This window comes from Ammoniphilus soli (assembly GCF_040813775.1).
The window spans coordinates 1-14,503 of sequence record NZ_JBEGDL010000008.1; the positions used below are offsets into that span (position 1 = coordinate 1).

The 14,503-nt window shown below is 39.7% G+C and carries 11 protein-coding genes; 1 reads left to right on the forward strand and 10 read right to left on the reverse strand.

Annotated features, from left to right (window positions below):
• Positions 1–441: 441 nt before the first annotated feature.
• From ABLT31_RS16525 to ald, 8 genes are all read right to left on the reverse strand, one after another.
• Positions 442–1,935: an alanine/glycine:cation symporter family protein gene (locus tag ABLT31_RS16525; RefSeq protein WP_367753547.1), complete on the reverse strand. Its 1,494-nt coding sequence runs from the start codon at positions 1,933–1,935 to the stop codon at positions 442–444.
• Positions 1,936–2,300: 365 nt separating this feature from the next.
• Positions 2,301–2,450 carry a sporulation histidine kinase inhibitor Sda gene (gene sda, locus ABLT31_RS16530; protein ID WP_367753549.1) on the reverse strand — a complete coding sequence of 50 codons (150 nt, stop codon included), beginning with the start codon at positions 2,448–2,450 and terminating at the stop codon, positions 2,301–2,303.
• A 236-nt stretch (positions 2,451–2,686) separates the two neighbouring features.
• Entirely contained in the window at positions 2,687–4,180 is a 1,494-nt protein-coding gene (locus ABLT31_RS16535; protein ID WP_367753551.1) for an alanine/glycine:cation symporter family protein, read from the reverse strand.
• 518 nt (positions 4,181–4,698) lie between these two features.
• Complete coding sequence (locus ABLT31_RS16540; protein WP_367753553.1) at positions 4,699–5,409, reverse strand: SDR family oxidoreductase; 711 nt, start codon at positions 5,407–5,409, stop codon at positions 4,699–4,701.
• A 35-nt stretch (positions 5,410–5,444) separates the two neighbouring features.
• The gene (locus tag ABLT31_RS16545; RefSeq protein ID WP_367753555.1) at positions 5,445–6,470 is read right to left on the reverse strand and encodes a proline racemase family protein; all 1,026 of its coding nucleotides are present in this window, start codon (positions 6,468–6,470) and stop codon (positions 5,445–5,447) included.
• Positions 6,471–6,661: 191 nt separating this feature from the next.
• Positions 6,662–8,017: an aspartate aminotransferase family protein gene (locus ABLT31_RS16550; RefSeq protein WP_367753557.1), complete on the reverse strand. Its 1,356-nt coding sequence runs from the start codon at positions 8,015–8,017 to the stop codon at positions 6,662–6,664.
• A gap of 20 nt (positions 8,018–8,037) precedes the next feature.
• Positions 8,038–9,498 (reverse strand): CoA-acylating methylmalonate-semialdehyde dehydrogenase, encoded by a 1,461-nt coding sequence (locus ABLT31_RS16555; protein ID WP_367753559.1) that lies wholly within the window; start codon positions 9,496–9,498, stop codon positions 8,038–8,040.
• A gap of 92 nt (positions 9,499–9,590) precedes the next feature.
• Positions 9,591–10,727: an alanine dehydrogenase gene (gene ald, locus ABLT31_RS16560; protein ID WP_367753561.1), complete on the reverse strand. Its 1,137-nt coding sequence runs from the start codon at positions 10,725–10,727 to the stop codon at positions 9,591–9,593.
• A gap of 278 nt (positions 10,728–11,005) precedes the next feature.
• Here ald and ABLT31_RS16565 point away from each other — a divergent pair, with 278 nt between their 5' ends.
• On the forward strand, positions 11,006–12,697 hold the full coding sequence (locus tag ABLT31_RS16565) for a PucR family transcriptional regulator (protein ID WP_367753563.1): 1,692 nt from the start codon (positions 11,006–11,008) through the stop codon (positions 12,695–12,697).
• Between the two features lie 95 nt (positions 12,698–12,792).
• On the opposite strand, the gene ABLT31_RS16570 is transcribed toward ABLT31_RS16565, so the two are convergent.
• A complete protein-coding gene (locus tag ABLT31_RS16570) occupies positions 12,793–13,533 on the reverse strand; it encodes an SDR family oxidoreductase (RefSeq protein ID WP_367753565.1) in 741 nt (246 codons plus the stop codon).
• A 55-nt stretch (positions 13,534–13,588) separates the two neighbouring features.
• Positions 13,589–14,485: a DMT family transporter gene (locus ABLT31_RS16575; RefSeq protein ID WP_367753567.1), complete on the reverse strand. Its 897-nt coding sequence runs from the start codon at positions 14,483–14,485 to the stop codon at positions 13,589–13,591.
• Positions 14,486–14,503: the final 18 nt, after the last annotated feature.

Genomic DNA, 14,503 nt, shown 5'->3' on the forward strand with positions numbered 1-14,503 from the left:
TTTGGTCGCACTTAACTTTTTCGAGATTTGGGGAGGTACTCCTTTTTCTATGCTTGAAAACCCTTGAGCTACCTAGGCTTATATTTATGAAATTGATTCAAATAAATATGTTGTTTACCAAAGTTTATCATTGTCTTGTATTTTTAAATGGTGTACATTTTTGCTCCATTTCATAAGTTTCAATCCGGCTATTCATTTCCAATATTTGATTCCCTCCTTACACAACATCCCAGTTTAAATAAAACGCTTTATAATTAGTAACAAGGTGTATTGATCTTAAATTAAATATAGTACTTAGGATTCAAACATTCATTAGACATTACGTTAAAACCATTTCTTGATTTTTTAACACTATCAAAAAATTAATGTTATTAAGGGTATTATGCATCATTTTGTACCATCACGGTTCTGATATGCATATAAATCGAATTGAGAAACCTCCTACGAGGATATAGATTTTGGCTTCCGTTGATTTTCCTTAAAGTTTTCTACAGGGTATTCCTTATACTCCTTCTCCCAGAAATCAGCACCTTCAATCCCTAGCTTCACCGGATCGAATACAGGATCTTTTCCCTCTTTCCTCTGTCTTTCATAGTCTCGTAGTACTTTTAATGCTGTCCTTGTTAACAGCAAAATAGTAATCATGTTCAACCAGGCCATGCTTCCTAAACCTAAATCTCCCATCGCCCATGCTAGCTTAGCCGTTTTCACGCTACCCAAATAGGTCGCGAACAATAAAACAATCTTTAAAGCAAACTTTGGCCAAACCAGTTTTATATTTCGATTGCGATTAATAAAAGCAAGGCTTGTCTCCGCCTTGTAATAATAGGACATAAGCGTAGTAAAACAAAAGAATAACAGGGCAATCGCAAGAAAAGGGGCACCAAAGCTTGGTAATACTGACTCAACCGCTAATTGGGTGTATAGTGACGGTTCGATATCGCCCAGCTTATTAACAATTGCTTCCTGCCCTTCTGGCTTCACATCATATATCCCCGTGAGAAGAATCATAAAAGCGGTTGCAGAGCAAATAACCAGGCTATCGATATAGACAGAAAAAGACTGAACCAAACCTTGTTTAGCTGGATGGGATACTTCTGCAGCACCCGATTCAAAAGTTTCACTGCCGACCCCCGATGCATTTGAATAAACCCCCCTTTGAACCCCCCAGGAAATTGCAGATCCAAGCATTCCTCCAAAAGTGGCTTCCACACCAAAAGCGCTTTCAATGATAAGTAAAATCACACTAGGCAACTGAGAAATGTTTAGAACAAGGACGATGATACAAACTAAAACATAGCCAATCGCCATAAATGGAACCACGATTTCAGCGGCTTTTGCAATCCGTTTGACACCACCGAAAATAATGACTCCAAGAACAGCAACTAATATGAGCCCAGTAATGTCAGGGGTGATTGCGAATGCACTGTCCATTGCCAGAGCAATCGTATTAGCCTGTACACCGGGTAATAGAAGTCCCATCACAATCATTGTGATAATGGCAAACAATACAGCAAGCCATCTTATTTTCAACCCTTTTTCAATATAATAAGGTGGACCTCCCCGATATTCACCTTCTTGATTGCTTTTATACACTTGTGTAAGTGTTATTTCTATAAACGAAGTAGCGCTTCCTAAAAAAGACATGATCCACATCCAGAAAACTGCGCCAGGTCCACCAAATGCAATCGCAGTAGCCACTCCTGCAATATTTCCTGTCCCGACTCTACTTCCCAATGACATGGATAATGCTTGAAAAGAGCTTACTCCGGCATTGGAAGCACCGCCTTCAAACGTTAGTTTTATCATATCCTTAACGCATCTTAACTGAACAAATCGAGTAGAAATGGAGTAGAACGCCCCTATTCCTAAAAATATATAAACCAATGCTGGATTCCAAACAAACTCTTTTAACGAGTTTACAATAAGTTCCATAGACTTTGATCACCTTTTTATACTTACTAAATTTAATTTTATGTTTATTCAAACTATTATCATTGGACATCTTGTTACATAGATATCAATAATTGAATCCATTTCATAAATCTGAGCGTAAGTAGCTTAAGGTTTTCAGGCATAGAAAAGGAGTACCTCCCCAAATCTCGAATAAGTTAAGCGCGACCAAAATTCAAGAAATTGGATAGTCAATCCCTGTGTCCATTATACACAAAGAAGCCTTCTTGGCATCCAAGAATTATATGGGATACAACCTACCCAACGTTTTGAAGCGATTATTTCGACTTTGTACATTGAACCCTTGGTTAAGAAGATCTCCAAGAAGTAAAAGATTTGTTTGAATTTTAGCTGCAAACATTAAGTAAATGCTTAATTGATCGTTGTTCAATTTCATCAGTTAACAATTTAATAAAATTATCATCTAATTTTAAATTCACTGCCTCATGGTAGATATTCATTAATTTATTATCATCTATTATTTTCCAATAAAACATAAAGCATCTCCCCTTTCGTAAACATTTTGATTTATTGTTCCAATTTTTATAAACGCTTTAATAAATGGAAACAAGTTAAATTAATATAATATAAGTATAAAACACAGTATTCACACATTCATTAGACATTAAGTTAAAATAGATTCCTTATTTTTTTACACATTTAAACAAAAAAGAAACAACCATACCCAAATCTTGAGTAATGGTTGTTACCTAATGCTTTCATTTTTAAAATATTAAGAGGAAATGGATTTTGGCTTCCGTTGATTTTCATTAAAGTTTTCTACATAGCTTTCCTTATACTCTTTCTCCCAGAAATCTGCCCCTTCAATTCCTAGCTTCACCGGATCGAATACAGGATCTTTACCCGATTTCTTCTGGTTTTCATAATCTTGTAGTACTTTTAATGCGGTCCTTGTTAAAAACAAGATACCAATCATATTCAACCAGGCCATGCTTCCTAAACCTAAGTCTCCCATCGCCCATGCTAGCGTAGCCGTTTTTACAGTACCCAAATAGGTAGCGAACAATAAAACAATCTTTAAAGCAAACTTTGGCCAAACCAGTTTTATTTTTCGATTACCATTAATATAGGCAAGGCTTGTTTCCGCCTTATAATAATAAGACATAATCGAAGTAAAACAAAAAAATAAGAGGGCAATGGCAAGAAAAGAGGCGCCAAATCCCGGTAATACCGATTCAACTGCTACTTGCGTGTACATTGAAGGTTCGACATCGCCTAGTTTATTTACAATGGCTGCCTGCCCTTCAGGTTTTACATTATACATTCCCGTAAGAAGGATCATGAATGCGGTTGCCGAACAAATAACCAAGGTATCGATATAGACAGAAAAGGACTGAACCAAACCTTGTTTAGCTGGGTGGGAGACTTCCGCAGCACCCGATTCAAAGGTTTCACTACCTACCCCTGCGGCATTTGAATAAACACCTCTCTGAACCCCCCAAGCGATTGCGGAACCAAGCATTCCTCCAAAGGTAGCTTCCACGCCGAAAGCGCTTTCCATGATAAGTAAAACCACACTGGGCAACTGGGAAATGTTTAGAACAATGACGATGATACAAACTAAAACATAGCCAATCGCCATAAATGGAACCACGATCTCTGCTGCTTTTGCAATCCGTTTGACACCACCGAAAATAATGGCTCCAAGAACGGCGACTATAACAATCCCCGTAACGGCAGGCTTTATCCCAAATGCACTATCCATTGCGAGAGCAATCGTATTAGCCTGTACACCTGGTAATAGGAGACCGGTTACAACCACCGTGACAATGGCGAACAATAAAGCAAACCATTTTATTTTCAAACCTTTCTCAATGTAATAGGGTGGACCTCCACGATATTCGCCGTCTTGTTTGCTTTTATACACTTGGGTAAGTGTTATTTCTATAAATGAAGTAGCGCTTCCCAAAATGGCCATCACCCACATCCAAAAAACCGCACCTGGTCCCCCAAATGCTATCGCAGTAGCTACACCTGCAATATTTCCCGTCCCTACCCTGCTGCCCAATGACATGGACAATGCTTGGAATGAGCTAACCCCAGCCTTGGAAACATCGCCTTCGAATGTTAGTTTTACCATGTCCTTTATATACCTTAACTGAAGAAAGCGAGTAGAAACTGAGTAAAACAACCCTATTCCTAGGAAACTATAAACTAATGCCGAACTCCAAACCAACCCATTCAACCAATTTATAATAGCTTCCATAACATTCCTCCTCAAGGTATCAAATAAGCGTTAAGTTCAGTAGCAACCTTACTTTCTTGTGATCCTGATTCATCTACTAGGTGTTGTATTTTCACTTGTTTCACTCTACTACCACAAGTATTCAGCAAATAGCTTAATCATGGTAGAAGAGCTGCTTATATCATTCTTTTCTTCATTCTCCCCCCCCTTGTAAAATTATTATGTAAATCTAATCCCCCAGTCATTTAATAACAGAAGATTAAACTCAACATCTTGAATGAAAAATTTTCACTTCATATTTTAAAATTCTTATTTATATAAATATAATAATTCTTGGAATTCATATCATTGGACACAGTGTGAAATGGATTTTACATTTTTTTTTACGTATTAAATCTAACAAGATTATTGCTAAAATATAGATATTAAACCTGATGTTCTTATCTTGAAGAACATCCAAAACAATAATAAGCAGCCCTCGATTTTTATAAGAGAGTTGCTTATGCTGATAGTCTATTATTTAATCATCTATTTATTTGTTACCCTAGTAAGGGATTATTTTTTATGTTTACTTCTTCCACTACCAAGTATTTTCGTGGTTTTATACTTTCTATGATAATATCCGCAACATCATCGGGATCCATAAAACCCTTTGTCATCTCTATCGTATAATCGTCCCCCCACAATTCGGTTTTCATATTCCCCATATATGCTGCGAAAACTTGAATAGAGGTATCCTTTAATTCAAGCACTAAGCTTTCAGAAAACCCTCTCACTCCAAATTTACTTGCACAGTAAACCGATTCGTTTACTTGTCCTCTTTTACCAGATAACGAAACTATGTTGACAATTTGACCCTGATTTCGCGTCTTCATGTCTTTTAATACTTCTTGAGTACAAAAGATGGTTCCTTTTAAATTAATGTCAATCATTTGATGGACTGCTTCACCGTTTAAATTTTCTGCCAAATCAAAGTAGCCAACCCCTGCGTTATTAATCAACAGATCGATGGATCCTACTTCTTCGTTGATGAGTTGAAATACCTTTGTCACATCATTCTTTGATGAGACATCCACTTCATAAATAGAATGTTTATAATTTAATGTTTCAGCTATTCGAATAAGCTTTGTTTTTGTGCGTCCAAGCAAACATACATGGCAACCTAGTTCAGCATACTTTTTAGCTAAAGAAGCTCCCAAACCACTTCCTGCACCAGTAATGACAACAATCTTACCTTCCATCGTATTCATTGCTGCTGTTGCACCTCCCCCTTGTCTAACATTTTCTAAAACCAAATGTCACTTACCCGGTGGCCATATGAAAATGGATCTGTAGGATCAATTCCCAGCTCCATGATGCCCGTAATCCATGCTTGACCAGCAATGGCAGGTACCACTGCATCTTTTTGACCCACCTTAGTATGATGAACAATACGACTTACGAACTTTGTTCCAGTAATCGATTGATTTTCAAATCTCTCACCTTTATGAATAATCCCCTTTGCTGCCATTACGGCTAAACGAGCGCTAGTACCCGTCCCACACGGTGACCTATCCAGCCGTCCGTGTAGAACTACTGTACCGTTTTTACTTACTAGGCCGGATTCAACTCGCTCAACCGAGCCTTCAAAAATGATATTTGAAACTTCACGGATCTTTTCATTTTCTGGATGAACGACTGTAAGCTGTTCATTCACTGCTTTTTTGATTTTCTGACCTACCAGGCACATTTCATGAGCCTCATCCGGAGAAATCCGAAACCCGAGTTTTTGAGCATTCACATGAGCAAACATCATGCCACCATATGACGTGTCGACCGTGATGGTACCAATTCCGGCCACTTCGATGCAAGCATCGAGATGGATAGCAAAAGCTGGTACATTCGTAAGTTCAACCTGCGTCACCTTCCCGTTGTGGCAAGTACAAACGACACGAATCAACCCTCCAGGAGCATCGAGGACTAACTTCGTGATAGGCTCCTGCATAGGCAATATTCCTGTCTCCAAGAGTACAGTAGCCACGCAAATCGTATTGGAACCAGACATAGGCGGATATTCCGTACTTTCCATGATAATAAAGCCCATATCTGCCTGTGGGTCACTAGGCGGCAACAGAATATTGGCGTTATGAAATGGGCCTCCGCGAGGCTCGAACAGTAACATCTGTCTTATTTCGTCCATGTGACACTCCATATATTCCTTTTTTTCAAACATGTTTCTACCTGGAATCGGTGGAACACCGCCCACAACTACGTTTCCCACCTCCCCCTCTGCGTGTACACCTACCACACTAATTTTTCGTGACCATCTCATAAATCCTCCTCCTCTTTTGAATTGCTATGTAAGAAGTTAAAAAAATACCTGGACAAATGAAGATAGCCCAGGTAAAAGGGTAATGGAGTTGTTAAGAAATATCCATGATTAATAGAGTATCAAATACTCCATGTCTTGCTGATATCAACGATATCAGCAAGAATAGCAGTATTTCATGCTTGATTTAAATTTTACTGTAAATTTTGAATGGCATTCTTCAACGTAGCGATAATGAAATCCAAATCTTCATCCGTAGCAGATAGCGGAGGAGATAGAGCAAGGACGTTATTATAGCCAGCCACCGTATCCCCATTTCGACCAACAATCAATCCGTTGGCTTTACATTCAGCTATCACTTTGCCAACTTTTGCTGCAGCAGGCTCTTTGGTCACCTTATCTTCAACTAGCTCAATTCCAAGCAAAAACCCAAAGCTACGAATATCGCCTACAAACGGATGATCTTCCAGTTCCATCATCTCTGCTCTGAGACGTTCACCTAAGATACGTGCACGTTCAACCAGGTCTTCCCGTTCCATGATTTCCAAATTCTTAAGAGCGAGTGCACAAGCCGCTGGCGTTCCACCAAATGTATTCACGTGGCGGAAATAACCAAATTCTTCAGAGGTTTTGAATTTTTCGTAAATATCTTTTCGAACCGCAGTAGCGGAAAGGGGTAGATATCCACTAGTCAAACCTTTGGCCAAAGTGATAATATCGGGTTTCATATTGAAGTGCATATGGCCAAATTTTTTCCCCGTACGGCCAAAACCGCAAATGACCTCGTCAATAATGAGCAGAACCCCGTGTTTATTGCAGATCTCTTGCACTCTTTCCATATAGACCGGATGGGGCACAATGATACCGCCACCTGTAATGGCAGGCTCCATAATCACAGCAGCCACCGTTTCTTTTCCTTCCCAAATGATGGTATCTTCAATAGCTTGAGCACATTGCAAATTAAATTCTTCGACACTTTGGCCAGCCGGACGGCGATAACTGTCTGGTGGACGCACATGAACAAAACCCGGTGCCAGCGGCTCATATTTGTATTTTCGCACAGCTTGGCCAGTCGCAGCCAAAGCACCCATGGAATTCCCATGATAGGCACGATAACGGGACACGAATTTATACCGGCCTGGTTCTCCATTTTGTTGATGATACTGCCTCGCTATTTTAAAGGCCGTTTCGTTGGCTTCAGAACCACTGTTGGAGAAAAAGATGACATATTCTCCCTCAAGCCACTCATTTAATTTTTCGGCTAATTGAATAGCTGGAACATGGCTTTGAGCCAATGGGAAATACGGCATGGTTCTTAATTGATCATAGGCAGCTTGAGCCAATTCTTCTCTTCCGTATCCTACGTTGACGCACCATAAGCCGGACATCCCATCGAGATATCTCTTTCCATTAATATCTGTGATCCAAGATCCTTCAGCCTCTACAGCGACCGTGGGAGGAACCGCTTCATTATAAGGTACAATATGATGCCATAGATACTTGCGATCTTTAGCAATTAGCTCTTCGGTTTTATTTTGAGACGTAATCATTGCAATGTACCCCTTTCGAATTAATAACGTGCCGTTAACATTTTCTTGCGGGTATAGAACTCTACTCCATCACGGCCATTGGCGTGGAGATCACCATAGAATGAATTCTTATATCCGGAGAATGGGAAGAATGCCATCGGAGCAGGAACACCCATATTGATTCCAAGCATTCCCGCATCCATTTCCTCGCGGAATTGCCGTACCGCTTTTGCACTATCGGTATAGAGACATGCACCATTAGCAAATTCAGATCGATTGGAAAGAGCAATCGCTTCATCCAAATCCTTCACGCGTACAACGGATAGTACTGGTGCAAAAATCTCATCTTTCCAAATCGACATATCCGTTGTCACATGATCAAAAATGGTAGGCCCTACAAAATATCCTTGACCATCCGTTTCATGATCCTCTCTTCCATCACGGACAAGCGCTGCACCCTCTTTTTGACCGGCTTCAATATATCCAATGGTTCTATTTTTATGAGAATCACGGATCACAGGACCTAAAAATACACCCTCGTCAAGCCCATTGCCGATTTTGATTTCATCCGCAGCTTTTTTCAATCTGGCAACAAGTTCATCCGCAATATCATCTAGAGCAACAACAACCGAGCATGCCATGCATCGTTCACCTGCAGAACCGAATGCCGCACTGATAATTTGCTGAACCGCTAAGTCAAGATCCGCATCCGGCATCACAATCGAGTGATTTTTTGCACCCGCTAAAGCTTGAACCCGTTTGCCATGAGCAGCTGCTGTTTTATAAACATATTCTGCTACAGGCTGCGAACCTACAAAGGAGATCGCTTTTACTTCTGGATGTTCCAACAATCCATTGACTACATCATGAGCACCATGCACGACACTCAAGACACCCGCCGGAAGTCCCGCCTGTACAAATAACTCAGCTAGACGATTAGCGAGTAGCGGTGTACGTTCGGAAGCCTTTAATACAAAGGTATTACCGCAGGCAATAGCTAACGGAAACATCCAGCAAGGTACCATCATCGGAAAATTGAATGGAGTAATACCACCGACTACGCCTATTGGATAACGATACATTCCTGACTCCACACCCGTTGCAATATCAGGAAGCTGTGATCCCATCATTAATGTAGGAACACCTGCAGCAAATTCAACGCACTCAATGCCGCGCAGTACTTCGCCGTATGCTTCTTCGTAACTTTTTCCGTTTTCCATCGTAATGAGGCGAGCAAGTTCCTCCCAATGATCAACAAGAAGCTGTTGATATTTGAACAGAATACGAGCCCGACGCGGTACCGCCACTTGCTTCCATAGTTTGAAAGCTTCTTTTGCTGATTTTACCGCTTGGTCAACTTCTTCTCTGCTAGATAGTGGTACATAAGCAATCGTTTCGCCAGTAGCCGGGTTCTTTACTTCTTCATAGCGACCGGATGTAGATTCCACCCAGACACCACCGATAAAGTTTTTTAAATGCTTAACTTTTTCTACAACTGTCATAAACAACCTACCTCCATGTTCTCCGAATATAGTTTTGTAATAATGTCAATACCAAAGACTAAATATTGAAAAATTTCATTGGATAAACTAATTTACTTTACACCAACAAGTTCTTTATTTAACAACTCATCTATAGGAGAATACGTATATCCATGAGCTTCAGCTACAGATTTATAGGTTACTTGACCTTCCATTACATTAAAGCCTTTAGCTAGTGCTTTATTTTCCAATGCCGCTTGTCTATAACCTTTGTTTGCAATTTGTATACCATATGGAACCGTCACGTTGGTTAAGGCTATTGTCGACGTTCGCGCTACTGCTCCTGGCATATTGGCAACTGCATAGTGGATAACCCCATGCTTTTCATACGTAGGTTCACTATGCGTCGTGATTCGATCAATGGTTTCAATCGATCCCCCTTGGTCAATGGCAACATCAACAATGACGGAACCTGGTTGCATCGTTTTAACCATTTCTTCTGTCACCAATCGAGGAGCCCTTGCACCTGGAATAAGAACAGCACCAACAAGTAAGTCAGCTTTCTTTACGGCTTCCGCAATGTTATAGCTGTTGGAAACTAACGTCTTTAAACGGCCTTGAAACTGGTCATCTAATTGACGTAAACGATCCGGGTTGATGTCAAGCAAAGTGACACTTGCACCTAAACCAACAGCCATTTTTGCTGCATTCGTCCCAACAATCCCTCCACCAACAATAACAACCTCTGCCGGGGACACACCTGGGACACCACCTAGGAGAACTCCTTTGCCGCCTTTGGACTTTTCTAAAAACTGAGCCCCAATCTGAATCGACATTCTTCCTGCAACTTCACTCATGGGAGTTAACAACGGAAGTGCTCCATTCTCAAGTTGAATCGTTTCATATGCGATAGCAATAACCTTATTATCCACCAGAGCCTTGGTTAATGCAGCTTCTGGGGCGAGATGCAGATACGTATAAAGAATTAAACCTTCACGAAAATAGCCATATTCTTCAGGCAGCGGTTCTTTTACTTTTACAACCATCTCCGCCGACCATGCTTCTTTAGCTGTGGATACAATCTTTGCACCTGCTGCTTCATAATCGTTATCCGCAAATCCGCTGCCTAACCCCGCACCCGTCTCAATCCATACTTCATGTCCACTCTTGTTAAAAGCCGTTACACCAGCCGGAGTCATGCCAACCCGGTTTTCATTATTTTTTATCTCTTTCGGTACACCGATAATCATATAAGATCTACGCTCCTTGTCGTTTGTTTTTTTTCTATATATTAAATATACTAATCATTCAAATGACCTTCATTAGACAAAGAGTAAAAAAAACACCATTAATTTTTAACATACTCGGTATTACCTTTAAGATAAAAAAGATAGATACTGATATGTATTAACCATAAGAACCTTCTTATAGTCACCTTGAATATTTATCAAGAAGTGATGTATCATAGCTTCAAGTAAAAACATGTAATCGGGAATGGTTTAGACAAATAGACAAGACTAGAGTGGAGATGAATAATTTGGACAACGAATTTATACTAACTTTACATGATGTAATCAAGCGTCCGCTCTTTCAGCAAGCACGAGTGATCGCAGGGGAAAATGGACTTCAACGTCGTGTTCGCTGGGTTCACGTACTTGAAATCTCAAATTTCGCTAGCTATGCATTAATTCATGGCGAAGAAATGATTTTGACATCCGGGATTGGGTTCCATTTGGGAGAAGATAACGTAGTCCACTACATGCAAAAGCTAATAGACCTTAATGTCTCCTGCTTATGTATCGAAATGGGAGAATATTTGCAATCTATTCCAGATGAAATGATTGATATTGCCAATCGGAATAATTTTCCATTGATTATATTCCCTGAAATGGTGCGTTTTGTTGATATAACACTTGACCTCCATCCTTTGATCATCAATGGCCAGTATAAAATGCTGCAAAATCTTGAAAGTGTATCGCGCGAATTTCACCGTTTATCGCTAACCTCCCAGGGAACTACGGATGTTCTTAAGTTGCTTCATACAAGCACGCAAACGCAAATCATCTATCTTCCGCTTGAGGGAAAACCTTATGTTACACCGAGTATGGAACATCGTGCCCAACATAAATTGGTAAACTTTCTCTCTGACCAGGTACAGGTTTTAATGCATCAAAAAACGAGTCCCCCTCCCTATAGCCTAAAAAAAGAGGATAAAATCATTCTGCTGCAGCCAGTAGGAGCGATGGGACAAACCTGGGCGTTTATAGCTATGGTAAGTGACCAGGAGCCACATGAATATCACTCTTTAGTAATAGAGTCAGCATCATTATCCATTTCACAAGAGTTGTTGCGACAACGCTACGTTGAGGAACGAAAACTTCATACAGAAAATCTATGGGTAGATGATCTGCTGCATAATCGAATGGAAGATGATATGCAAATAAAGGAGTTCGTCGGTCCGGATTATAAAAAATGGAATGAAATGAGCTGCCGTGTTTGTATCATTGAATTGGAGAAACCAACCAATAATGCTCATAATTCTTCCATGGACTCCATTGATTTGGCAGGCTCCCATCTTTCGTTAATCGTTCGTTCCGTTTTTAAACAGCATGCCTTCCTGCCTTTTATTACGCTCAAAAACAATCGACTCATTGTATTAGCATTGAATTTAAATGAAAAAACAAAAGAAAAATCATCAGATAAAGAAAGGTTGCAATACGTATTGAGCTATATAGCAAATTTGAGCATGGAAAAAAAACTAGGGGATTTTCAATTGTTTTTCGGAGTCGGACAAACCTATGTTGGGTTTAAAAAAGCGCATCGGAGCTACGAAGAGGCGATAAAAGCATTATCTATTCGTTCTCAGTATAAGAAATCATTTATTTTTTATGAAGATCTTGGTTTTTTTCAACTGCTTATTGACCTCAATGAAAAAAATATGCTCGAGTCCTTCGTTCATCATCATCTTGGAACATTGATTGAAGAAGATAGGGTGAGAGGCAGCGATCTTCTTCGCACAATGAAAGTCTACTTAGAAAACGGCGGTTCAAAAAAACAAACAGCTGATGACCTTCACATCGTGAGACAATCCCTTTATTATAGATTGGAAAAAATCGAAGAGTTCCTTGGAAAAGAATTTATGTCTCCGGAAAATCGATTAACCATTCACTTAGCTTTGTACTCATACGAATTCCTATATCCGAATCGTTTTAATGTATAAAACAAAGAAATACCGGCTATCACCGGTATTTCTATTTTGCTATGAAAAAAGACGCATATTTCCTTTTATGTAGGAAGCACACGTCTTTTTTTCAGCTATACTAAAAAATGTCCACCATTCACCTCGAGAACCGTACCTGTAGTAAACTCATTTGTCATTAAATAAAGCATGGCATGAGCAATATCATCAGGTTTTCCCATTCTTTTTACAGGCAATTGATTCCTAACGGACTGAAAATATGCTTTCCGTTCTTCTTCTGGTAAACCACCCCAAAGAGGAGTATCGACAATTCCAGGCGATACCACATTGACTCGTATCGGACTTAGCTCTATGGCGATGGCTCGCGCTAAGGCCTCTATCCCTCCATTAATAGATGAAAGAATTGAAAATCCTTTTGAAGGTCTATTAGATAAAATACCTGTGCAAAACGTAATGGAACCTCCTGGATTAATAGAAGGTGCACCATATTTAGCAGCATAGTACTGTCCCCAAAACTTGGATTCAAATGTTTTTTTCGCTTCTGAAATCGGCAACTCCAAAAAGTCGCCCGATGGACCTCCGGCAGCTGTTGAAGCTAGATGATCAAAACTCCCTACTTTATCAAAGAACTCTTGTACCGCTTTTTCATCCGTTACATCTAATACATAGGTCTCAACATTTTTCTTGATTTTCTCTGCTGCATTTTTTAATTTTTGCTCTGATCGACTTGCAATAATGACATGTCCCCCTTGTTCGGCAACTGCTTGTGCCGTAGCAAGACCCATACCCGAACTTCCTCCGAGTACCACTACCTTTTTCCCGCAAATACTCATAGTAACCTCTCCTTCTGTATTCAAGAATTCTCAGTTATAAATAAATATAACTGCTTAGCCGTTTATGGTAAGGAAACGTCTAGGACTCTGTTTTCAATGGATGATTCACTTTTTTATCAAGTACAAACATCAGTATACCTAATACAATGATTGACCCGCCGATGATTTGGAATAATATGATCGTCTCTCCCAATATAATATAAGCTAAGATAATGGCACCAACAGGCTCTAGTAAAATGGACACAGAAACAATGTTCGTACTTACCCATTTCAAAGACCAGTTAAACAAGGAAAGGCCAAAAAGCGTTGGAATAATGGCAAGCAATAAGAAGTAAACCCAGTCGCTTGTCGGGTATTCCAAAAACGGATAGTCTAATAAAAGACAGTATAAAAATAAAATAACTGCACTAAAACTGTAAACAATAAATGTGTAAACCGTTAATGAATAGGTCTTTCTAATATGCTGCCCAAACAGAAAAAATGCAGTTACCATCGCACATGCCGCCAATGCTAATAAATCACCAAATAATGCCCGAACGCTTACACTTAAATCTCCCCAGCTTATCACTACACTTCCGATGATCGCTACAATTACACCCATGACCGCCTTAAAAGAAATACTTTCTTTAAAGAAAAAGTACGTTCCTGCAAATGAAAACAGAGGTTGGAGAGTGACAAGCACGACTGAACTTGCAACCGATGTGTAGTTTAAAGACTCAAACCATAGGATAAAATGGGTAGCTAATAAGAGCCCTGAAGCAAACGAATAAATCCATTCCTTTTTTGAGAAAGTCTTAAGCTCAGGTAAACATTTCAATAGAAAATAAGGCAATAGTAATAATGAAGCAAATAATAAACGATAGAATGCAATAATCCCAGCTGGTGCCGTTGTCAGCTTTACAAGAATTGCCGATGTAGATACTGCCATTACAGCAATTACTAATGCAATATACGGTAAAGCCCTTGATGATTGCACACTTTCCACCTCTTCCCG